Annotated in this window: 15 protein-coding genes; 4 read left to right on the top strand and 11 right to left on the bottom strand. The window is 69.4% G+C overall.

All coding sequences use genetic code 11. From position 1 onward, the window contains the following. Positions 1 to 113: 113 nt before the first annotated feature. Complete coding sequence (locus ACZ6IM_RS09215) at positions 114 to 1,241, bottom strand: PLL family lectin (protein WP_469555449.1); 1,128 nt, start codon at positions 1,239 to 1,241, stop codon at positions 114 to 116. A 340-nt stretch (positions 1,242 to 1,581) separates the two neighbouring features. Between ACZ6IM_RS09215 and ACZ6IM_RS09210 the strand changes: the two genes are divergently transcribed. Continuing rightward, complete coding sequence (locus tag ACZ6IM_RS09210; RefSeq protein ID WP_052839962.1) at positions 1,582 to 2,691, top strand: LCP family protein; 1,110 nt, start codon at positions 1,582 to 1,584, stop codon at positions 2,689 to 2,691. 63 nt (positions 2,692 to 2,754) lie between these two features. Here ACZ6IM_RS09210 and ACZ6IM_RS09205 read toward each other — a convergent pair whose 3' ends face one another. Then, positions 2,755 to 3,780, bottom strand: coding sequence for a PLL family lectin (locus ACZ6IM_RS09205; RefSeq protein ID WP_469555446.1), 1,026 nt, complete (start codon positions 3,778 to 3,780; stop codon positions 2,755 to 2,757). Between the two features lie 128 nt (positions 3,781 to 3,908). On the opposite strand from ACZ6IM_RS09205, the gene ACZ6IM_RS09200 reads away from it, so the two are divergent. Then, the gene (locus tag ACZ6IM_RS09200) at positions 3,909 to 4,286 is read left to right on the top strand and encodes a PIN domain-containing protein (protein ID WP_469555443.1); all 378 of its coding nucleotides are present in this window, start codon (positions 3,909 to 3,911) and stop codon (positions 4,284 to 4,286) included. Between the two features lie 66 nt (positions 4,287 to 4,352). Here ACZ6IM_RS09200 and ACZ6IM_RS09195 read toward each other — a convergent pair whose 3' ends face one another. Together ACZ6IM_RS09195 and dxs are read right to left on the bottom strand one after the other, a co-directional pair. After that, positions 4,353 to 5,864, bottom strand: coding sequence for an amino acid permease (locus ACZ6IM_RS09195; RefSeq protein ID WP_052839965.1), 1,512 nt, complete (start codon positions 5,862 to 5,864; stop codon positions 4,353 to 4,355). A 167-nt stretch (positions 5,865 to 6,031) separates the two neighbouring features. Further along, positions 6,032 to 7,960: a 1-deoxy-D-xylulose-5-phosphate synthase gene (gene dxs / locus ACZ6IM_RS09190; RefSeq protein ID WP_052839966.1), complete on the bottom strand. Its 1,929-nt coding sequence runs from the start codon at positions 7,958 to 7,960 to the stop codon at positions 6,032 to 6,034. Positions 7,961 to 8,312: 352 nt separating this feature from the next. Here dxs and ACZ6IM_RS09185 point away from each other — a divergent pair, with 352 nt between their 5' ends. Continuing rightward, a complete protein-coding gene (locus ACZ6IM_RS09185; RefSeq protein ID WP_469555441.1) occupies positions 8,313 to 9,836 on the top strand; it encodes a glycosyl hydrolase family 18 protein in 1,524 nt (507 codons plus the stop codon). A gap of 121 nt (positions 9,837 to 9,957) precedes the next feature. Here the strand turns inward: ACZ6IM_RS09185 and ACZ6IM_RS09180 are convergent, their stop codons facing one another. The 7 genes from ACZ6IM_RS09180 to ngcE form a co-directional block, all read right to left on the bottom strand. Beyond that, on the bottom strand, positions 9,958 to 11,247 hold the full coding sequence (locus ACZ6IM_RS09180) for a sugar ABC transporter permease (RefSeq protein WP_469555438.1): 1,290 nt from the start codon (positions 11,245 to 11,247) through the stop codon (positions 9,958 to 9,960). Further along, positions 11,244 to 12,035: a sugar ABC transporter ATP-binding protein gene (locus tag ACZ6IM_RS09175; RefSeq protein WP_052839969.1), complete on the bottom strand. Its 792-nt coding sequence runs from the start codon at positions 12,033 to 12,035 to the stop codon at positions 11,244 to 11,246. Before ACZ6IM_RS09175 ends, ACZ6IM_RS09180 begins: the two co-directional genes overlap by 4 nt. A gap of 160 nt (positions 12,036 to 12,195) precedes the next feature. Next, a complete protein-coding gene (locus tag ACZ6IM_RS09170) occupies positions 12,196 to 13,296 on the bottom strand; it encodes an ABC transporter substrate-binding protein (protein WP_469555901.1) in 1,101 nt (366 codons plus the stop codon). A gap of 133 nt (positions 13,297 to 13,429) precedes the next feature. After that, on the bottom strand, positions 13,430 to 14,641 hold the full coding sequence (locus ACZ6IM_RS09165; protein WP_052839971.1) for an ROK family transcriptional regulator: 1,212 nt from the start codon (positions 14,639 to 14,641) through the stop codon (positions 13,430 to 13,432). 202 nt (positions 14,642 to 14,843) lie between these two features. Next, positions 14,844 to 15,767: a carbohydrate ABC transporter permease gene (locus ACZ6IM_RS09160; RefSeq protein WP_052839972.1), complete on the bottom strand. Its 924-nt coding sequence runs from the start codon at positions 15,765 to 15,767 to the stop codon at positions 14,844 to 14,846. A 3-nt stretch (positions 15,768 to 15,770) separates the two neighbouring features. After that, the gene (locus ACZ6IM_RS09155) at positions 15,771 to 16,697 is read right to left on the bottom strand and encodes a carbohydrate ABC transporter permease (RefSeq protein ID WP_469555433.1); all 927 of its coding nucleotides are present in this window, start codon (positions 16,695 to 16,697) and stop codon (positions 15,771 to 15,773) included. 85 nt (positions 16,698 to 16,782) lie between these two features. Next, complete coding sequence (gene ngcE, locus ACZ6IM_RS09150) at positions 16,783 to 18,231, bottom strand: N-acetylglucosamine/diacetylchitobiose ABC transporter substrate-binding protein (RefSeq protein ID WP_052839974.1); 1,449 nt, start codon at positions 18,229 to 18,231, stop codon at positions 16,783 to 16,785. Between the two features lie 425 nt (positions 18,232 to 18,656). Between ngcE and ACZ6IM_RS09145 the strand changes: the two genes are divergently transcribed. Continuing rightward, complete coding sequence (locus ACZ6IM_RS09145) at positions 18,657 to 22,463, top strand: GH92 family glycosyl hydrolase (protein ID WP_469555429.1); 3,807 nt, start codon at positions 18,657 to 18,659, stop codon at positions 22,461 to 22,463. The last annotated feature ends 65 nt before the right edge of the window (positions 22,464 to 22,528 follow it).

Raw genomic sequence — 22,528 nt, 5'->3', positions numbered from 1 at the left:
CCAGATCAAGACAGTCAACAGACAGCTTGCGGCGCGTGACGATCACCACATGCAACGGATACAACCATTTGCCGCTCTGGACTTTCAGCTCCCTCTGCTGTAGAGGGGCTCCGTCAACTACCCGGCAGGCGGACCCAGTCGGACAGGGTCAGTCCCGGCTCCGGCCGCTGCCTGTTCACCAGGACGGCGCCGTCCGCGGCCACCATCGCCATGACGATCCGGCCACGCCCGTCCAGCGCCAGCGCCGGGGTGCCGGCACAGGCCAGCCCGGTGTCGGTCCACCACAGCCCCCCGGACTCGGCGCCGGTGCCGCACACCCCCAGCACCGCTGTTCCCGTACGTCCCTGGTGGGCCAGGACCGTGCAGTCGTAGCCGTCGACGGCGGCACGGAGCGTGGCGTGGGGGCCCTGACCGGGAGCCCCGCCGGCGGGGAAGGCCCACTCACCGGGCCGCTGCGCGTAGACACCCGTCCCGCTCTGCTCGGACCAGTAGGCGGTGAACACCCCGGGCGCGGTCTCCAGGAGCGCGGCCGAACCGGGTACCGGAGCCGGGGTGAGGTCCTGCGCCCGGCGCAGGTCCGCCCCCGGTTCCGTCTGCACCCAGTGCATGACCGCTCGGTGCCCCGGCGCGAGCAGTTCGACCAGCCCGGCCGAGTTCGCCGCGGCGCTCAGCCCGCCCGCGACCGCGCCGCCGCGCAGGTCCTTCCATGCCTCCCAGGCCCCGTTCTTCGCCTCGCGCCTCAGCATGACCCCGCCGGGGCCGCCGGAGACGAAGACGTGGACCGTGCCCTGTCCGTCGACGGCGGCGGTCGGCGCGCCGAGGCTCGCCGCCTCCCTGGGACCACGGAAGGGGTTGCCGAGGGAACGCCAGTCGCCGAGCGTCCGCCCGGTCTGGTACTGCACGGCGTAGACCAGGTCGACCTTCGGTCCGTCACCGCCCGGCCGCTCCCGGCGCCCGAGGAAGTGCGCGTAGCGGTTGGCCCCCTGGGCCACGGCGAGATCCGTCACCCCTTCGACGGGAAAGAAGTCCGGCCCGGTGAAGCTGCCGCTCCCCACCGCGGTCTCCGTCCAGCGGTGCACCCCGCCTTCGACCGACGCGTACACACTGAGGCGGTCGTCGTTCCCGCGCAGCAGCCACGACCCCGTGACCGCGGAGGCAGCGGACACGCGCTGGGGCCGCGCCTCGGCCGCGACACCGGATCGGGTCCCCCGGTCCACCGCCTGCGCACCTCTGCCGCGCATGTGTGCCGTCCCCTCCTACGCCGGGCCTGGTGTCCACAGATGGCTCCAGAATTCGCCACATCATACGCACGACCGAACAGGTGTCCCAGTGTCCTGCCGGCACCGCGCGGACCTCGTACGACGGCCTCCCCAGCCGGTACCGGCGCGCGCGGAGCCACGTCGGAACCGGTCGGTCCGCCCTCTCGCCGAGGCACACACCGGGCACATCGGTCGTACGAGTGCTCGACCGCGTGTCTATAGTTCAATGCCAACCAAGCGTCAGCCGAGCAGCACCGACCCGGCCCCTCACGGGAGCGGCCTGCTGCTCCTGCCCTCTGGGCACGAGTTGCGAGGACCCGCCGTGAGCCACGACCTGAGCACCCCCGTGCCGCCTGCCCCTCAATCGCCGCGCGAGGGGCGCGGAAGCCGAAGAGCCGGGAAGAACGGTAAGAAGAAGCGCCGCACCGGCCGGAACATCCTGATCGGCCTGGCCGTACTCGTCGTCGCCGCGGGCGGCACCGCCTACTGGCTCTACAGCGACCTGAACGGCAACATCAACGGCGTCGACATCGACGACGCCATCGGCAAGGACCGCCCGGAGAAGCTCCCCACCTCCGGGCAGAACATCCTGATCCTCGGCTCCGACTCGCGCGCGGGCGACAACGCCGGTCTCAACACCGGCAAGGTCGCGGGGGCCCGTTCGGACACGGCGCTGGTGATGCACATCCCCGAGGGGCGCAAGGAGGCCGTCGCCGTCAGCATCCCGCGCGACACCCTGGTGACCCGGCCCGAGTGCACCAAGTCCGACGGCTCCGAGGTGGCCTCGGCCGAGCGTGTGATGTTCAACTCCGTCTACTCGCAGGTCGGTCCGGCCTGCGTGGTCAAGACGGTGGAGAAGATGTCCGGGGTCCGCATGGACCACTACGTGGAGATCGACTTCGCGGGCTTCAAGGACCTGGTGGACGCGATAGGCGGCGTCACCGTCACCGTCGACCAGAACATCCACGACAAGTCCAGCGGGCTCGACCTGACGGCCGGCACGCACAAGCTGAACGGCACGGACTCACTGGCCTTCGTGCGCACCCGGCACGGCGTCGGTGACGGCAGCGACCTCGGGCGGATCGGGCTCCAGCAGGAATTCATGATCGCCCTGCTGAGCGAGATCAAGAAGCAGGACCTCCTGGGCAGCCCGACCAAGACGTACAAGATCGCGGACACGCTCACCGCGGCCCTCACCACCGACTCCGAACTCGCCTCGCTCACCGCGCTCGCGGACTTCGGGCGCAGTCTGAACGGGGTGGACCCGTCCACGATGGACACCATCATGCTGCCAGTGGCGTACGACAAGATCGACCCGAACCGGGTGGTGGCCGCGGAGCCGCAGGCGTCCACGCTGTGGAAGGCGATCCGCAGCGACCAGGAGATCCCGGAATCGGCGAAGAAGTCCCCCGCCGGCGGCAAGACGTCCTGACCCGCCACCGGTTGGCCCCGCCGGGGGGAGGAGGCCCCTCTCCCCCGGTTCTCGCCGCCCTCCTCAGACCGCCGCCCAAGCCCCCAGCGCCAGCCCCGGCTCGTCCTTGCGCCGGCTCAGCAGCAGTTGCCCGGCCGACGGGGACAGGGTCGCCGCCACCAGGCGGTCGTCGGCGTCCAGGGCCAGGGAGACGGTCGCGTCGGCCGGCAGCGCGGGGCCCGACTCGGTCCAGGCGGCGCCCATCTCCTCCAGTTCCGTGGGGTACGCGGCGAAGGCGACGCGGCCGCTGGCCGCCGAACGCTGGGCGAGGAGCGTGCAGTCGTGGCCGTCTATGACGGTGCGGACGGCGGTCACGGGGCCGGGGCCGACGGCGGTCGCCAGGGGCGTCGGCTTCCCGCCCGGGCGCCAGGCGCACAGCTCACCGGTGCCCGCGTCGGTGAAGAAGACCGTGGTGTGCTCCGCGGAGGTGGCCAGGGCGCGCAGGGTGCCCGGGCGGACGGCCGCGTCGAGGCGCTCCCCCAGCACCGGTCGCGCGCCCGGCTTGTCCTGGCTCCAGTGCAGGATGCCGCCCTCGACGGGCGCGTACAGCTGGACCAGGCCGGAGTCGGCCGTCACGGCCGCGGGCGACTCCTGGACGCCGCGGCCCTTCAGGTCCCGCCAGGGCTCCCAGCCGCCCTTCTCCTGCTGGGCCACCATGCTCATGCCGCCGCCCCCGTTGCGGACGAAGACATGGGCACGTCCCTGCGCGTCGACCGCGACGGCGGGGGTTCCGGTGCGGTCGCCCTGCTTGTTGGGGTGGCCGGCCGGCTGCCAGTCCAGGGGCGCGAGCAGCGGCCGGAAGTGCGTGGTGTGCACGAGGCCGCAGCGGTCGGCACCGGTCGGGCGCCAGGCGACCAGGTGGGCGTAGCCGTCGGGGCCCCGGCCGGCCGCGAGGCCGCCGGGGCGCAGTTCCTGGTCGCCGCCGATGCGGCGCGGCGCCTCCCAGGGGCCCGCGGGCGTGCGTTCGGCGCGCCACAGGGCGGCGTCGTTCGACGGGAGGTACACACTGAGGCGGCCGTCGCGGCCGAGGAGAAGCCAGTCGCCATTCACCGGATCACTCTAAGCGGGGCCGTCGGCTCCGTGTCGGTCGGGTACGGCCGTCGCGCCCGGCCGGAGGTGGCGGGGCGGGGGCGGGGCGGCGGGGCAGAGGGCCGGCCGGTGCGTGCGACCCTGGCGGGATGGAAGACAACGCACCCCTGCTCGTGGTCGTCGACGCCGCGAACGTCGTCGGCTCGGTGCCCGACGGCTGGTGGCGGGACCGGCGCGGAGCGGCGGAGCGGTTGCGGGACCGGCTGGCGGCGGACGGGGTGCCGGGGCGGGCCGGGCCGGTGGAGGTCGTACTCGTCGTCGAGGGCGCGGCCCGCGGGGTGGAGTCCGTGCCCGGCGTACGGGTGGAGTCCGCACCCGGCAGCGGGGACGACCACATCGTCGAGCTGGTCGCGCGGACGGCGGGCGACCGTGCCGTCCTGGTGGTGACGGCCGACCGCGAGCTGCGCCGCCGGGTGACGGAGCTGGGCGCCGGGGTGGCGGGGCCCAGGACGGTGCGGCCCGTGTGACGGCCGGAGCGGGCACACGGGCCGACGACGCGTCACGTCCGCCGCGTCACCCGGACCTGCGGCGGGCTACGGGCCGTTCGGGGCGGACGGCTCGGCCGGTGTGTCCTCGCCGCGGGCCAGGCGGCTGTGGGTGCGGCCGTAGAGGAAGTACACGACGAAGCCGATCGCCATCCAGACGGCGAAGCGGACCCAGGTCTCGGCGGGCAGGTTCAGCATCAGCCACAGCGAGGCGGCCACGGACACGATGGGCAGCAGCGGGACCAGCGGGGTGCGGAAGGCGCGGGGCAGGTCGGGCCGGGTCCGGCGCAGGATGATCACGCTGATCGCCACGATGACGAAGGCGAAGAGCGTGCCGATGTTCACCAGCTCGGCCAGCTCGCTGAGGCTGGTGAAGCCGGCGACGATCGCGATGATCACGCCGAGCAGGATGGTCGGCCGGTAGGGGGTGCGGAACCTCGGGTGGACGTGGGAGAAGAAGCGCGGCAGGAGTCCGTCGCGGCTCATCGCGAAGAACACCCGGCTCTGGCCCAGGAGCAGGATCATGCAGACCGTGGTCAGGCCGACGGCCGCGCCGAAGCTGATCACGCCCGAGAAGAAGGGATGCCCCGTGGCCTTGAACGCGTCGGCGAGCGGGGCGTCCACGGAGAGCTTGGTGTAGTGCTGCATGCCGGTGACGACGATCGAGACCGCGACGTACAGGATGGTGCAGATGATCAGGGAGCCGAGGATGCCGCGGGGCATGTCGCGCTGGGGGTTCCTGGTCTCCTCGGCGGCCGTGGCGACGATGTCGAAGCCGATGAAGGCGAAGAAGACGACCGAGGCGGCCGTGAAGATGCCCATGACGCCGAAGTTGGCCGGCGCCCAGCCGAACATCAGCTGGATCAGTGGTGAGTGCAGTCCCCCGCCCGCCTCGACGGGCTGCGACTTCGGGATGAAGGGGTCGTAGTTGGCCCCCTTGACGAAGAAGGCGCCCGCGATGATCACGATCAGGACGACCGCCACCTTGATGGCGACGACGAGCGAGGTGATCCGCGCCGACAGCTTCATGCCGAGCACGAGGATGGCGGTGAGCACCAGCACCAGGGCGGCGGCGAGGATGTCGAAGCCGAATCCCTCGGCGCCGTCCCTGCCGCCGAGCGACGCGGGCATGTGCCAGCCCGCGTTGTCCAGCAGCGAGCGGATGTAGCCCGACCAGCCGACGGCCACCACCGCCGTGCCGAGCGCGAACTCCAGGACCAGGTCCCAGCCGATGATCCAGGCGGGCAGTTCGCCCAGCGAGGCGTAGGAGAAGGTGTACGCGGAGCCGGCCACCGGGACGGTGGAGGCGAACTCGGCGTAGCACAGCGCGGCGAGCGCGCAGACGACTCCGGCGACGACGAACGCCAGGGCCGTGGAGGGCCCGGCGTTGTTCTTGGCGACGGTGCCGGTCAGTACGAAGATTCCGGTGCCGATGACGACGCCGATACCGAAGACGGTCAGGTCCAGCGCCGACAGGGATTTCTTGAGCGCGTGCTCGGGTTCCTCCGTGTCACGGATGGACTGCTCGATCTTCTTGGTCCTGAAGAGGGTGTTGCTCACGGGGACCTCCCACGCTTGTCGTCCTCGACATGATCGAGAGGGGGCGTACTGCGTATGCCCCGGCGTGGGCGATTTCACGCGGATGGGCCGGTTCCGCCACTGCAACGAGTGGCGGAACCGGCCCATCCGGCCCAGTGCGCGGTTGCGGACTCCCGCGGTGCGCGGTGTCAGTCGCGCGCGGCCTCCACCTGGTCCACCTCGGTGCCCGTGCGGTCGTACCTGCCGTCGAGCTTGGCGACCAGACCGGTGACCTGGCGGGCGATGTCGGGCGCGGTGAGCCCGATCTCGGCCAGCACCTCGGCGCGGGAGGCGTGGTCGAGGAAGCGCGGCGGGATGCCGAAGTCGCGCAGCGGTACGTCGACGCCGGCGTCGCGCAGGGCCTGGGCGACGGCGGAGCCGACGCCACCGACGCGGGAGTTGTCCTCGACGGTGACGACGACGCGGTGGCGCTCGGCGAGCGGGGCCATGGCCTCGTCGACGGGCTTGACCCAGCGCGGGTCGACCACGGTGGTGGAGATGCCCTGCTTGTTCAGCAGGTCGGCGACCTCCAGGCACATCGGCGCGAGGGCGCCGACGGAGACCAGGAGCACGTCGGGCGTGTCGGTGCCGGGGGCGCGCAGCACGTCCATGCCGCCGACGCGGCCGACGGCGGGCACGGCGGGGCCGACGGCGCCCTTGGAGAAGCGGACCACGGTCGGCGCGTCGTCCACCGCGACGGCCTCGCGCAGCTGGGCGCGGACCTGGTCGGCGTCGCGCGGGGCGGCGAGCCTGAGGCCGGGGACGACCTGGAGGATCGACATGTCCCACATGCCGTTGTGGGAGGCGCCGTCGGTGCCGGTGACGCCGGCGCGGTCCAGCACGAACGTCACCCCGCACTTGTGCAGGGCCACGTCCATCAGCACCTGGTCGAAGGCGCGGTTGAGGAAGGTGGCGTACACGGCGAAGACCGGGTGGACGCCGCCGTGGGCGAGGCCGGCCGCGGAGACCGCGCCGTGCTGCTCGGCGATGCCGACGTCGTAGACGCGGTCCGGGAAGGCCTTGGCGAACTTGTCGAGGCCGACCGGCTGGAGCATCGCGGCCGTGATGGCGACGATGTCGTCGCGCTCCTTGCCGAGTTTGAGCATCTCGTCGCCGAAGACGCTGGTCCAGTCGGCGCCGGAGGTGGAGATGGGCAGGCCGGTGTCGGGGTGGATCTTGCCGACGGCGTGGAAGCGGTCGGCCTCGTCCTGGAGGGCGGGCTGGTAGCCGCGGCCCTTCTCGGTGAGGCAGTGCACGATCACCGGGCCGCCGAAGCGCTTGGCGCGGGTGAGGGCGGACTCCAGGGCCTCCAGGTCGTGGCCGTCGATCGGGCCGACGTACTTGAGGCCGAGGTCCTCGAACATGCCCTGCGGGGCGATGAAGTCCTTCAGGCCCTTCTTGGCGCCGTGCAGGGTGTCGTAGAGGGGGCGGCCGACGACCGGGGTGCGCTCCAGGACCTCCTTGGTGCGGGCCAGGAAGCGCTCGTAACCGTCGGTGGTGCGCAGGGTGGCCAGGTGGTTGGCGAGGCCGCCGATGGTGGGGGCGTAGGAGCGCTCGTTGTCGTTGACGACGATGACGAGGGGGCGGTCCTTGGCGGCGGCGATGTTGTTCAGCGCCTCCCAGGCCATGCCGCCGGTGAGGGCTCCGTCGCCGATGACGGCGACGACGTGGTCGTCGCGCTCCATGACCTGGTTGGCCTTGGCGATGCCGTCTGCCCAGCCGAGCACCGTGGAGGCGTGGCTGTTCTCGATGACGTCGTGCTCGGACTCGGCCTGCGAGGGGTAGCCGGACAGGCCGCCCTTCATCTTGAGCTTGGAGAAGTCCTGGCGGCCGGTGAGCAGCTTGTGGACGTAGGACTGGTGGCCCGTGTCCCAGAGCACCTTGTCCTTCGGCGAGTCGAAGACACGGTGCAGGGCGAGGGTGAGTTCCACCACGCCGAGGTTGGGGCCGAGGTGGCCGCCGGTCTTGGACACGGCGTCGACGAGGAAGGTACGGATCTCCTCGGCCAGCCGGGCCAGCTCTTCCAGGCTGAGCCGGTCCAGATCGCGCGGTCCCGTGATGCGGGTCAGCAGCGGCACCCGTGCCTCCTTGCAGTAGAGCTGTTGCCGGGCTCGTCGAGTCTAATGTTCCGCTCCGGCGGAACGTGTCCGGGCGGTGCGTCGTACGTCACGCGTTCGGCCTTACCCAGGGGCGGACCGTTCTACGTCTTCCCGGCCGGCGGGGTCCGGCTTGGGGACACCTTTACCCGGGTGGTCCAGTCCACCGGGCGCACGGTGTCCAGGCCGGGTGGCGCCCGGTCCGCCCGATTGGTCTAGTCCCTTTTTGGTCCAGACCATTGCGTCCCCGATGCTCCGGCGATATCCCCGTACCCGGCAACACCCCAGCACAGCACGGGAATCGACGTTCCTCCCCACACACACCGGGACTGACATGAGACGCATGCGTTCCATCCGGGCGGCCCTCACCGCGGCCGCCACCACCGTGGCCGCGGTGGGCCTCGCGCTGTCCGGCACCGGCGCGGCCCAGGCGGCGACCCCGCTGCCGGACCGGGTCTTCGCGCCGTACTTCGAGGCCTGGACCGGCGAGAGCCCGGCCGCGCTGGCCGCCCAGTCCGGCGCCAGGCACCTGACCATGGCCTTCCTCCAGACGGCGATCCCGGGTTCCTGCACGCCGTACTGGAACGGCGACACCTCGATGCCGATCGCGCAGTCGACTTTCGGCGCCGACGTCGACACCATCCAGGCGAACGGCGGCGACGTCATCCCCTCGTTCGGCGGCTACACGGCCGACACCACCGGCACCGAGATCGCCGACAGCTGCACGGACGTCCAGCAGATCGCCGCGGCCTACGAGAAGGTCATCACGACCTACGACGTCAGCCGGCTCGACATGGACATCGAGATCGATTCGCTGGACAACACCGCGGGCATCGACCGCCGCAACAAGGCGATCAAGCTGGTCCAGGACTGGGCCGCCGGCAACGGCCGCGACATCGAGATCTCCTACACCCTGCCCACCACCACCCGCGGCCTCGCGAGCAACGGCGTCGCCCTGCTCGAGAACGCCGTGAAGAACGGCACAAAGGTCGACGTCGTGAACCTCATGACGTTCGACTACTACGACAACCAGCCGCACGACATGGCCAAGGACACCCAGACGGCGACGCAGGGTCTGCACGACGTACTGGCCCGGCTCCACCCGGACAAGTCCTCCGCCGACCTGTGGCACATGATCGGCGTCATCGAGATGATCGGCGTCGACGACTTCGGACCGGCGGAGACCTTCACCCTGGACAACGCCCGCACGGTCTACGACTGGGCCCTGAAGCAGGGCATCGACACGCTCTCCTTCTGGGCGCTCCAGCGGGACAACGGAAGCTGCGCGGGCGGCGGCGCGGCCGACAACTGCTCGGGCATCCAGCAGAACACCTGGGACTTCTCGCACATCTTCGCGCCCTTCACCGGCGGCGGCACCGCCCCGGCGAACGACTTCTCCCTCTCCGCCGCCCCGGCCTCCGGCACGGTGACCGCGGGGGCCTCGGCCACCACCACGGTGAAGACCGCGGTGAAGACCGGTGAGGCGGAGACGGTGCAGCTCAAGGCGAGCGGGGTACCGGCGGGCGTCACCGCGTCGTTCGGTCCCGGCGCGGTCACGGCGGGCGGGCAGTCGACGCTCACCCTCGCCACCACCGGCCAGGCCGTCTCGGGGACCTACTCCGTCACCGTCACGGGCACCAGCCCGTCCGGCAGCCACAGCACCACGTACACGCTGACCGTCACCGGCGGCAACGGCAGCCAGTGCACGGCCGCCCCGTGGAAGCCGGGGTCGGTCTACACCGGCGGGCAGCAGGTCTCCCACCAGGGGCACACCTGGAAGGCCAAGTGGTGGACGACCGGCGAGGAGCCCGGGACCACCGGCCAGTGGGGCGTCTGGCAGGACCTCGGCGTCTGCTGAGGACCGTACGGCCCACCCCGGACGGCGTGAAAAGCGGTCCGCCCGCCGGCCCAGGGCTCAGCTGGGCGGGCGGGCGGACCGTCGTCGGCCGTGCGACGGGTGCGACGGGCTCTGACCCGTGCTACGCGCGGCCGGCCGTCTTCTGCGTCTTGCGGGTGACCGCGTCGATGACGACGGTCGCCAGCAGCACGCCACCGGTGATCATGTACTGGACCGGCGAGGCGATGCCCTCCAGGGCGAGGCCGTACTGGATCGAGACGATGACCATCACACCGAGCAGCGCGTCCCAGGTGCGGCCGCGGCCGCCGAACAGGGACGTACCGCCGATCACCGCCGCGGCGATGACGTTCATCAGGAACTCACCGGTGCCCGCGCCCTGGTTGGCGGAGGCGATCTTCGACGCCACGAAGAGGCCGCCGATCGCCGCGAAGCCGCCGGCGATCGCGAAGACCGAGATCCGGACCAGCTCCACGTTGATACCGGCACGGCGGGATGCCTCGACGCTGCCACCGAGCGCGAAGATCTTGCGGCCGTAGGCGGTGCGGCGCAGGACGAAGTCCGTGAGCAGCAGGAACGCCAGGAAGATCACCACGGCCAGCGGCAGGCCCTTGTACTGGTTGAAGACGATCGCCACGGCGAAGGCCAGGACCGCGAGCAGCACCGTGCGCACGATGATCTCGTTCAGCGGCCGGGACGGCACCCCGACGGACTCACGGCGGCGGTTGTCGAAGAACGCGGTGAGGAAGTACCCCGCGGTCACCACGATCGCCAGGCCGTAGGCGGCGGCCACGTCGCTGAAGTAGTAGCTGGTCAGCTTGACGACGACGCCCTCGGAGTCGAGGTTGATCGTGCCGTTGTCGCCCAGGATCTGGAGCATGAAGCCCTGCCAGAACAGCAGTCCGGCGAGCGTCACGGCGAAGGCGGGGACACCGATGCGGGCGAAGACGAAGCCGTGGATGGCGCCGGCCACGGTGCCGGTGAGGATCGCCAGCAGCAGGGCGAGCCACTCGTTCATCCCGTGCGTGACGCTCAGCACCGCGAAGGTGGCGCCCGCGACACCGCTGACCGAGCCGACCGACAGGTCGATCTCCCCGAGCAGCAGCACGAAGACGATGCCGACGGCGATCATGCCGGTGCCGACCATGGCGACCGACATGTCGGAGAAGTTGCCGGCGGTGAGGAAGTTGGAGTTCAGGCTGGTGAAGATGGCCCAGATGATCAGAAGGCCGACGACGACCGGTATGGACCCGAGGTCACCGGCCTTCATCTTCCGCTTGAACTCGCCCAGGTAGCCGGCGAAGCCCTGCTCACGCACCAGCAGCCGGGGGTCGACGGCGGTGACGGCGGCGGCCGCCGCGTCGGTGTTCTCCACCGCGCTGTCCGCGGGCGTGGAGGTCTTGTCGATGCTCACTTCTTGATCTCCCCATTTGCGCGTGCCGCACGACGGGTCACGGCGTTCTCCGTGGCGCCCGTGATGGCGGAGATGATCTCTTCCTGGGAGGTCGACTTGACCTCGAAGACGCCGTTGTTGCGCCCGAGGCGCAGGACGGCGACCTTGTCGGCGACCGCCTTGACATCGGCCATGTTGTGGCTGATGAGGATGACGGCGTGGCCGCGCTCGCGCAGCCGCTCCACGAGGTCGAGGACCTGCGCGGTCTGCTCGACGCCGAGGGCCGCGGTGGGCTCGTCCAGGATGACCAGCTTGGGCTCGCCGAGCATGGAGCGGGCGATCGCCACCACCTGGCGCTGACCGCCGGAGAGCGAGGCGATCGGGATGCGGACGCTCGGGATGCGGATGGACAGCGTGTCGAGGAGCTCGCGGGAGCGGCGCTCCATCTCCACCTCGTCCAGGACGCCGCGCCTGCGGATCTCCCGGCCCAGGTAGAGGTTGCCGACGACGTCGATGTTGTCGCACAGCGCGAGGTCCTGGTAGACCGTCGCGATGCCGAGACTCTGGGCGTCGTGCGGCCTGTTGATCGAGACGGCCTTGCCGTCCCACTCGATGGCGCCCTCATCGATGGGGTGCACGCCGGCGATCGTCTTGACCAGCGTGGACTTACCGGCGCCGTTGTCGCCCACCAGGGCGACCACCTCACCGGCGTGGACCTCAAGCTCTACGTCGGTGAGCGCCTGGACGGCACCGAATCGCTTGGAGACCCCGCGCAACGCCAGCACGGGCGTAGCGGACACGTGAACCATCTCCTTCGCCGCCTGACCCGGCGGGAGGTTGTGCAGAAGTATTGGGGGGGTTGTTCCGTCCGGCGCCCCGCGTAGCTTGCGGGGCTGATGAGTGCGGGACGCCGGAGGAGCTGGGGCGGCCGGTCCCGGGGCGCTCACGCGGCGCGGGACGCGGGTCCGCTTACTTGAGGCCGATCTTGTCGCAGGCGGCCTTGTACTTGTCCGTGCAGATCTCGTCGAGCGTGTAGAAGCCGTCCTTGATGACGGTCTCCTTGATGTTGTCCTTGGTCAGCGAGACGACCGGGACGATGACCGCGGGGATGCCCTTGGCGCTGGCGCTGTCGACCTTGTCGTTGGCGATGGAGTCGAGCGACTCGCCCTTGGCGAGCGCGACGGCCATCTCGGCCGCGGTCTCGGCCTCCTTCGGGTACGACTTGAAGACGCTCATGTACTGCTCACCGGTGACGATGCGCTGCACACCCGCGAGTTCGGCGTCCTGGCCGGTGACCGGGACGTTGGCGATCCCGGCGGCCTTCAGGGCGGTGATGATGCCGCCCGCCATGCCGTCGTTGGCGGAGTAGACGCCCTGGATCTTGCCCTTGCCGAGGGCGGAGATGGCGCCCTCCATGTTGGCGTTGGCGTTCTCCGGCTTCCACTCCTTGGTGTCGTACTCGCGGCCGACCTTCACCTTGCCGTCGAGGGCGGCGTGCGCGCCCTCCTTGAACTGGGCGGCGTTCGGGTCGGTGGAGGAGCCGTTCATCATGACGATCTGGGCGTCCTTGGCCTTGTCGCCCAGCGCCTCGAGGAGCGCCTCGCCCTGCGTCTTGCCGACGGTGACGTTGTCGAACGAGGTGTAGGCGTCGATCGGGCCCTCGGCCAGGCGGTCGAAGGCGACGACCTTGATGCCGGCGTCCTTGGCCTTCTTGACCGAGCCCGCGATCGCCTTGTAGTCCACCGCGTCGATGATCAGCACGTCGACCTTGTTGGTCACCATCGTGTCGACCTGCTGGTTCTGCAGGCTGGCGTCCTGCTTGGCGTTGGCGTAGACGACCTCGCCCTTGTTGTTCGTGAGCTCCTTGACCTTCTTCTCGATCATGGGCTTGTCGAACTTCTCGTACCGAGCGGTCTGGTTCTCGGGAAGGAGCAGACCGACCTTGATGTCGTCGCCCTTCTTCGCCGCCGAGTCGGACGAGTCCTTGTCGCCGGACTCCTTGGCGCTTCCACAGGCGGCGAGCGAGACAGCCATGGCACCCGCGGCAACAGCAACGGCGGCACGACGCATACGCGTGTTCACTTCAGAAACCTCCCTGACGAGGCCGCGTCGTTGCGGCCGAGGTGGCTGGAAGTCAACTCGGCCACACGTGCGACGTCAAGAAGTAAATCCTTAACGAGATGACAACGGTGCCATCCGTGCTCTAAGTGAAGGCAGGCGTGGCCGCCGGCAGAGCGCCGGTCGCAGATCCGTCCAAGAGGGTCGAATCGCCCATCTCGCTGAGGGCGAGGGCGAGGGCCCCGAGCACCTCCGCACGGCCGCCGAGGGCCCCGGGAAGCACCGAGAGCTGCCGCGCCGCGCTGGGGATGGCGTAACGCCCCACGGACTCTCTTATCGGCCCGAGCACCAGCTCACCGGCCTCGGCGAGATCGCCGCCGAGGACGACCCGGCTCGGGTTGAGCAGGTTGCAGAGATTGGCGACTCCACTGCCGATGTGGCGGCCGACGTCGGCGATCACCCGACGGCAGCCCGGGTCACCGTCCCGCGCCAGCCGCACGACGCCCTCCATCGTCAGATCGGTGCCGTGGCCGGGCTGGAGGAGCGGAAGCACATAGCGTGCTGCCGCGAAGGTCTCCAGGCAACCCCGGTTTCCGCATCGGCAGACGGGGCCGGCCTCGTCGAGGGTGATGTGCCCGATTTCGCCCGCTGTGCCGCCCGGACCGCGATAGATCTTTCCGTTGATCACCAGACCGGCACCGACGCCGCTGGCGACCTTGATGTACGCCAGGTCCCGCACCCCCCGGCCGCTGCCCCAGACCAGCTCGCCCAGGGCGCCCAGGTTGGCGTCGTTGTCCACGTGCACCGGCACGCCGAGCCGCCCCCGCAGCTCCTCGGCGGGCCGGGTGCCGCCCCAGCCGGGCAGGATCGCGGTCGAGCCCAGCGTCCCGGACTCCACGTCGATGGGCCCCGGCACGCCCAGGCCCACCCCGGCGATCTTGGCGCGGTCCACGCCGGTGGCCGCGATCAGTCGGCTGACCAGCTGTTCCGCCCGGTCGAAGCCCTGGTCCGAGGACGCGTCGACGTCCAGTGGCTCGGACTCCTCGGCGAGCACCTGGTGGGCGAGGTTGCCGATCGCGACGCGCAGGTGGGTGTGGCCGAAGTCCACGCCGATGACGATGCCGGCGTCACCGCTCAGCGAGACGCTGCGGGCCCGGCGGCCGCCCGCGGAGGTGGGCGTGACCTCGACGGTTCCGCCGTCCTTCAGTTCCCGGACGATGTTCGAGACCGTGGCCGCGGACAGGCCCGTCGTCCTCGCGATCTCCGCCTGCGTGAGCGAACCGGCGAGCCGTACCGCCCGTACGACGCGTTCCAGGTTGGCTCGGTGCAGCGACGACTGCGACCCCGGAGTCTCCACGACGACCTCCTGCGCGCGGGGCCGCTTCGATGAGGCCCCTTCCATGTCCAACTAGTGAACTCTAAGCTGAGCCGTTCGGGTCACCTCCCGTCAAGAGGTTGAACCGCATCCGGGTGTCCAGCGGCCCGCCCTGCACACACGCGCATGCCGCCCCCGGAGTCCGGGAGCGGCATGCGCGTGAGGTTCGAGGGGGCCGTCCGCGCTACTTCAGGGCGCCCGCCGTGAGCCCCTGGACCACCTGGCGCTGGAAGATGATGTACGCGGCCAGCACCGGCAGCATCGCCATGACCAGGCCGGCGAACAGGCCCGACCAGTCGCCCTTGTACCCCTGACTGACCGCCAGCTGCACCAGGCCCTGGGTGAGGACGTGTTTGTCCGGGTCCGTGTTCAGCACGGTCGGCAGCATGTACTGGTTCCACTGGCCCAGGAAGTTGAAGATTCCCACGCTGATCAGACCGGGCTTGGCCATCGGCAGCATGACCTGGAAGAAAGTCCTCGAGTGGGAGGCTCCGTCCACAAAAGCGGCCTCCGCCACCGAAGTGGGCAATGTGCGGAAGAACCCGGTCAGGAAGAACACCGTGAAGGGCAGTGAATAGGCGATGTAGACCAGGATCAGCCCGTGGATGGTGTTCAGCATCCCCATGTTGTCCACCACGTAGAACAACGGGACCAGAGCGAGCATGATCGGGAAACTCATGCCGGCGATGAACAAGTAATAGATGAACCGGTTGCCCGGAAAGTCGAACCGGGCCAGCACATAGGCCGCCATGGAACCCAGCACCAGGGTGCCGACGAGCGAACCGCCGACCACCAGGACGGTGTTGAGGAAATAGTCGCTCATGTGCGCCTGGGACCAGGCCCGAGACCAGTTGTCGAAGTTCAGCTTGTCGGGCAGTGACCAGGGCGAGCCGAAGATGGAGGCGTCGTCCTTGAAGGAGGTCATCACCGCCCACACCAGCGGCATGCCGACCATGATCGCCCAGATGACGAGGACGCCGTGGGAGAAGACGTTGAGGGTGGTGCCCTCCTTCTTCCCCTTCTTCAGTCCGCCGGGGGCGGCCTGGGCCTTGAGGACGGGCGTACCGGATTCGGCAGGTACGGGGGCGGGGGTCTCGGTCGTCTTCATTGATCAGTACTCCAGCCGCTCGCGCCGGCCCAGCCGCATCACGACGGCGGCGAAGGCCAGCGTGACGACGAGCAGGGCGACGCCGATGGTGGTGGCGTAGGCGGCCTGACCGTCACGGAACGCCTTCTGGTACACGTACAGGACCATGACGGTGGTCGAGTAGTCGGGTCCACCGGGTCCGGTCGTCATGATCTGCACGACCGCGAAGGACTCGGCGCCCAGCGCGAGGATGCCCATGTAGACCCAGCCGGACTGCACGGTGTCCCACAGCAGCGGCAGGGTCACCTTGAAGAAGGTGGTGGCGCGGTTCGCGCCGTCCAGCAGCGCGGCCTCGTACAGCTCCCCCGGGATGGAGGCCATGCCCGCGGAGAAGAGCACCACGAAGAAGCCGACCGTCGACCAGACGAGCACCGCCATCACGCACCACAGGGCGATGTCGGGGTCGCCGAGCCACAGCGGCTGGACGGAGCCCAGGCCGATCCCGCGCAGCAGCGAGTTGATCGCACCGCTGTCCGGGTTGTACGCGAACTGGAACAGCAGGGCGACGATCGCGATGGACAGGACCTGCGGGAAGAAGTACACGATCTTGTAGAATCCGGAGCCGCGCACACCGGTGATCCCAGGGCCGCCGCGGCGGCGCCGTCCGCCCACGTTGATCATGAAGGCGAAGAAGAGCGCCAGGCTGAGGGTCACCAGCGGAACCAACAGGGCGAACATCACGCTGTGTTGCAACGACTTCCAGAAGATGTCGTCGTCGAGCATCCGCGAGTAGTTGTCGAAGCCAACCATCTTGAACTCGGGGCTCAGCCCCGTCCAGTCCGTGAACGAGTAGTAGATGGACTGGATGAACGGCCAGATGACGAAGAGCGCGTACAGCCCCAGGGGAACCGCCAGGAACCCCACGATGAACCGGTACTTGCCGTGCTGCATTGCTACCGACCCCGATCTGCGCGCGGGTGGCGCCGCCAGGGCCCGCCCGGCGCGGTGGCGCCGGACAGGCCCTGGTGACGCGTCCTCACTGGTGCTTGTAGTGCTTGATCGACGAGTCCTTGGCGGCTTCGTCTGCGTAGCCCTGGATCTTCTTGATGGTCTCGGCCGGGGTCATCCGCCCCGCCATCATCTCGCCCAGGCAGGAGACGCCGATCTTCTCCTTCTGGAGCTGCACGTACCAGTCCTGCATGCGCGGGTTCACCACGTTGTCGCCGGCCAGCTCCAGCGCCGCGACGCCCGACTTGAGGCCCGGGGTCAGCTCGATGCCGTCGGTGCCGCCGTTGTAGGCGCTCAGGGACTTCACCTTGCTGGTGAAGTTCTTCGAGGACGCCTCGCTGAGCATGATGCGCAACTGCTCCATGCCGCCGGCGCCGTTGGCCGCCTTGGCCGGGACGATGAAGGGCTCGCCGCCGGACGCCCAGATGGTGCCGAAGGGCATCTTGTCGGAGTCGTCGATGCCGGGCGGGGCGGAGACGGCGAGGTCGAAGTCGGCGGGGATGACCTTGGCCGACTCGTTCTCCACCCAGGAGCCGTTGGGGAGGAAGAGGGCGTCGCCCTTGGCCCAGGCGGTCTGCGACTGGATGTGGTCCAGGCCCGGGGTGCCCTTGAGGATGTAGCCGCCCTTGAACAGCTCGTACCAGGCCTCGAAGACCGTCTTGACCGCCGGGTGCTTCCAGGCGTTCGGCTCCAGGTTGTCGATCGCGTCGAGCACCTCTCGGCCGCCGACCTTGGCGATCATCGGGGACATCGAGAAGGGGATGTAGTACGGGTACTTGCCGGCGTAGGTCCAGCCGGCCATGCCCTTCTTCTTGGCCTTCTTGCAGACCGCGATCATCTCGTCCCAGGTCTTGGGGTACTCCGCGTCCAGGGAGTCGAGGGCCTTCTGCGAGTACCAGTTGCCGTACACCGTGTAGGCGTAGTACAGGATCCAGACCGGGTCGCCGTCGAACTGGCCCATCTCCACGATGCCGGGGCGCAGCGTGTCGCGGACCTTCTTGTTCGGGTCGTCGTAGGACGGGGCGTCGAGCAGCGGGGTGAGGTCGGCGAGCTGCTTCTTGCCGACCAGGACGCCCATGTCCATCTGCTCGGCACCGGAGTTGTCGACGAGGTCGGGCGGGTTGCCGCCGTTGAAGCGCGGCTGGAGGGTGGACTGGATCTTCTGGGTGGCGGCGAACTTCACCTTGGCCTTCGGGAAGGCCTTCTCGTACAGCTTCACGGCGTCCTCGGCGTACTCCTTGCCGAAGCCGCCGTCGAAGAGGACGAATTCCATCTGGGCGCTGTCGTTGACCGCGAGCGGGTTCTTGGCGGACTTCTCGCCCGCCTCGGCCTTCTCCTGGTCGTCCCCGCCGCCGCTCGCGCAGGCGGACAGGAAGCTCATGGCCGGTACGGAGATCAGGCCGAGCGCGGCGGACCGCTTGATCAGATCGCGGCGGCCGACGCCCGTACCGTTGTTCTCGGCGGAAGTGGATCCCATGCTCAAGTCCTCGCCTTCTCCAGGACTCAGGCGGTGAACCGGATCCTCCCGGCACCGCGATCGGGTCACGCTGGGTCGTGCAGGAAATGCGGGTACTGCTGTGCGGTCACGGAAACCGTCACCGCTGTTCGGGCGCCTTGGACGGTTCCTCGTCGCGGTTCCCCCGTATCCCCCGGTGGGCGACAGGTATAGTCCACTTTCCGCCGGGGGAGCAAGATCGAATGCAAGGTTCGCGGTACGTCTTTTCCGAGTTGAGACCTCCCGGAAATATGAGCGGCCTGTGCGCCGCATGCCGGAGGAATCCCTGCCATAAGCCCCGAACGCCACATCCAACACCCTTGACATCACATGCCACTTGACCCCTACTGGTCCTTGCGCAGCTGATTTGACAACGTTGTCCCACGCGCAGGGAGGGTGGCCAGGACATGCAGTACGGAGTTCGGCACAGATGGGGTCCGGCGGTCGTCATGACGACCGCCTTCGCATTGGCGGTGGGTTCACAGGGAGCGGCGGTCGCGCTGCCGGGCGCCCCCGCCAAGGCCGACCGGGAGTTCGCGTCGTCCTTCGAGGCGGACGACCCGGTTCCGGACTGGACCGACACCGTGGACACCGACCGGGACGGCGGCAAGCGCGCCTCCGGCGTGGACGGCGGGTACAGCACCGGCATACCCGGCAACGTCACGGAGAACGTCACCGGCGTGCGGGCCAGCGCCGAGAACACGGGCGGCCGGGAGGTGAAGGAGAACCTCGTCGACAACGAGCCGGCCACCAAGTGGCTCACCTTCGCGCCGACCGGCTGGGTCGAGTTCGACCTCGACGCACCGACGAAGATCGCCAAGTACGCCCTCACCTCGGCCAACGACCACGACGAACGCGACCCGCTGGACTGGACGCTGAAGGGATCGGCGGACGGCGAGAACTGGCAGACGCTGGACACCCGCTCCGGGGAGCACTTCGGCGAGCGGTTCCAGACCAAGACGTACACACTCGCCGAGACCGCCGAGTTCCAGCACTTCCGGCTGGAGATCACCAAGAACAACGGGGCCGGCGACGCGCTCCAGCTCGCCGACGTGCAGCTGGCCACCAGCGACACCGAGGTCCCCACGCCCGAGGACATGCTCTCCTTCGTCGACGAGGGCCCGGTGGGCTCGCCGACCGCGAAGGCGAACGCCGGGTTCACCGGCACCCACGCGCTGCGCTACGCGGGCCGGCACACCGCGGACGGCCGGGGCTACTCGTACAACAAGGTCTTCGACGTGAACGTCGAGGTCGACCGGCGCAGCGAGCTGTCGTACAAGATCTTCCCGTCGATGGCCGACGGCGACCTCGACTACGACGCCACGAACGTCTCCGTCGACCTCGCCTTCACCGACGGCACCTATCTGAGCGACCTCAAGGCCACCGACCAGCACGGGTTCCCGCTGACGCCGCGCGGTCAGGGCGACGCCAAGATCCTCTACGTGAACCAGTGGAACAGCGTCGAGTCGGGCATCGGCTCGGTCGCGGCCGGCAAGACCGTCGACCGGATCCTGGTGGCCTACGACTCCCCCAAGGGCCCGGCGAAGTTTCGCGGCTGGCTGGACGACGTGGAGATCAAGCGGGCCGCGCCCGAGCGTCCCAAGGCCCATCTGTCCGACTACGCGCTCACCACCCGCGGCACCAACTCCAGCGGCAGCTTCTCGCGCGGCAACAACTTCCCCGCGACCGCCGTGCCGCACGGCTTCAACTTCTGGACGCCGGTGACCAACGCCGGTTCGCTCAGCTGGATCTACGAGTACGCGAGCGGCAACAACGACGACAACCTGCCCACCCTGGAGGCGTTCGGCGCGAGCCACGAGCCGAGCCCCTGGATGGGCGACCGGCAGACCTTCCAGGTGATGCCCTCGGCCGCCTCCGGTACCCCGGACACCGGCCGGGACGCCCGCGAGCTGGCCTTCCGGCACGAGAACGAGACGGCCAGGCCGTACTACTACGGGGTGCGGTTCGAGAACGGCCTCAAGGCCGAGATGGCGCCGACCGACCACGCGGCGATGATGCGCTTCACCTACCCCGGTGACGACGCGAGCGTGATCTTCGACAACGTCAACAACGACGCCGGCCTGACCCTGGACAAGGAGAACGGCACCTTCACCGGCTACTCGGACGTCAAGTCCGGCGGCTCCGCCGGTGCCACCCGCCTCTTCGTCTACGGCGAGTTCGACAGCAAGGTCACCGGCGGCGACTCCAGCGGCGTCAAGGGCCACCTGCGCTTCGACGCCGGCCGGGACCACTCCGTGACGATGCGCATCGCCACCTCGCTGATCAGCGTCGACCAGGCGAAGGACAACCTGCGCCAGGAGATCCCGAAGCGCACCTCCTTCGACAAGGTCAAGCGGGACGCCCAGAAGCAGTGGGACCGGATCCTCGGCAAGGTCGAGGTGGAGGGCGCCACGCAGGACCAGCTGACCACGCTGTACTCCGGCCTCTACCGGCTGTACCTGTACCCGAACGCGGGCCACGAGAAGGTGGCCGGAAAGTACAAGTACGCCTCCCCGTTCTCCAAGGCGGTCAAGGAGAACACGCCGACCGAGACCGGCGCCAAGATCGTGGACGGCAAGGTCTACGTCAACAACGGCTTCTGGGACACGTACCGGACCGCCTGGCCCGCGTACTCCTTCCTCACCCCGTCCCAGGCCGGTGAGCTGGTCGACGGCTTCGTGCAGCAGTACAAGGACGGCGGCTGGACCTCGCGCTGGTCCTCCCCCGGCTACGCGGACCTGATGACCGGCACCTCCTCCGACGTGGCCTTCGCGGACGCCTACGTCAAGGGCGTCGACTTCGACGCGAAGGCGGCGTACGACGCGGCGGTCAAGAACGCCACCGTCGTGCCGCCGTCCTCGGGCGTGGGGCGCAAGGGCATGGAGACCTCGCCGTTCCTCGGCTACACCGGCACCGAGACGCACGAGGGCCTGTCGTGGGCGCTGGAGGGCTACCTCAACGACTACGGCATCGCGAAGATGGGCGAGAAGCTCTACAAGGAGACCGGCCAGAAGCGGTACAAGGACGAGTCCGCGTACTTCCTCAACCGCGCCCAGGACTACGTCAACCTCTTCGACGCGAAGGCCGGCTTCTTCCAGGGCAAGGACGTCAAGGGCAACTGGCGCGTGGACTCCGGGAAGTACGACCCGCGCGTGTGGGGCTACGACTACACGGAGACCAACGGCTGGGGCTACGCCTTCACCGCCCCGCAGGACAGCCGGGGCCTGGCCAACCTGTACGGCGGCCGGGACGGCCTCGGCGACAAGCTCGACAAGTACCTCTCCACCCCGGAGACGGCCTCGCCGGACCTGAAGGGCTCCTACGGCGGGGTCATCCACGAGATGGTCGAGGCGCGGGACGTCCGCATGGGCATGTACGGGCATTCCAACCAGGTCGCCCACCACGCCCTGTACATGTACGACGCGGCCGGGCAGCCGTACAAGACGCAGAAGAACATCCGCGAGGTGCTCCAGCGGCTGTACACCGGCAGCGACATCGGCCAGGGCTACCACGGCGACGAGGACAACGGCGAGCAGTCGGCCTGGTTCCTCTTCTCCTCGCTCGGCTTCTACCCCCTGGTGATGGGCAGCGGCGAGTACGCCATCGGGTCCCCGCTCTTCACCAAGGCGACGGTGCACCTGGAGAACGGCCGCGAGCTGGTCGTCAAGGCGCCGAAGAACAGCACGAAGAACGTCTACGTGCAGGGTCTGAAGGTCAACGGCAAGCGCTGGAACTCCACTTCGCTCCCCCACGCGCTGATCGCGAAGGGCGGCGTCCTGGAGTTCGACATGGGCCCGAAGCCCTCCTCGTGGGGCACGGGCGAGAACGCGGCGCCGCCGTCGATCACCCAGGACGACGAGGTGCCGACCCCGCGCACCGACGCGATCACCGGCCAGGGTGCGCTGTTCGACAACACCTCGGCGACGGACGCGAGCGTGACGTCGGTGGACCTGCCCGTGTCCGGCGAGGGCGCGAGGGCGGTCCAGTACACGCTCACCTCCTCGGCGGACCGCACCAAGGCCCCGGCCGGCTGGAAGCTCCAGGGCTCGGCCGACGGCACCACCTGGCGGACGCTGGACGAGCGCTCCGGCGAGTCCTTCGCCTGGGACCGGCAGACGCGGGCGTTCTCGGTGAAGTCGCCGGGCTCGTACGCCGAGTACCGGCTGGTCCTCGACGGCGAGCACACGCTGGCGGAGGTGGAGTTGCTGTCCTGAACCCGAAGGTGAGCGTGGAATGACGTCGCGGGGTACGCCGGGTGACCGGCGTACCCCGCAAAAGG

Source organism: Streptomyces sp. NPDC042336, assembly GCF_055581985.1.
The sequence above is the reverse complement of the archived record's forward strand: the minus strand, read 5'-3'. Positions and strand labels throughout refer to the sequence as shown.

Excerpts from the sequence above, each read along its gene's own strand:
- ACZ6IM_RS09175 (WP_052839969.1), bottom strand. The coding sequence starts at position 12,035 with ATGGTTCACGTGTCCGCTACGCCCGTGCTGGCGTTGCGCGGGGTCTCC.
- ACZ6IM_RS09185 (WP_469555441.1), top strand. The coding sequence starts at position 8,313 with ATGAGACGCATGCGTTCCATCCGGGCGGCCCTCACCGCGGCCGCCACC.
- ACZ6IM_RS09155 (WP_469555433.1), bottom strand. The coding sequence starts at position 16,697 with ATGCAGCACGGCAAGTACCGGTTCATCGTGGGGTTCCTGGCGGTTCCC.
- ACZ6IM_RS09145 (WP_469555429.1), top strand. The coding sequence starts at position 18,657 with ATGCAGTACGGAGTTCGGCACAGATGGGGTCCGGCGGTCGTCATGACG.
- ACZ6IM_RS09200 (WP_469555443.1), top strand. The coding sequence starts at position 3,909 with ATGGAAGACAACGCACCCCTGCTCGTGGTCGTCGACGCCGCGAACGTC.
- ACZ6IM_RS09170 (WP_469555901.1), bottom strand. The coding sequence starts at position 13,296 with ATGCGTCGTGCCGCCGTTGCTGTTGCCGCGGGTGCCATGGCTGTCTCG.
- ACZ6IM_RS09160 (WP_052839972.1), bottom strand. The coding sequence starts at position 15,767 with ATGAAGACGACCGAGACCCCCGCCCCCGTACCTGCCGAATCCGGTACG.
- ACZ6IM_RS09215 (WP_469555449.1), bottom strand. The coding sequence starts at position 1,241 with ATGCGCGGCAGAGGTGCGCAGGCGGTGGACCGGGGGACCCGATCCGGT.
- ngcE (WP_052839974.1), bottom strand. The coding sequence starts at position 18,231 with ATGGGATCCACTTCCGCCGAGAACAACGGTACGGGCGTCGGCCGCCGC.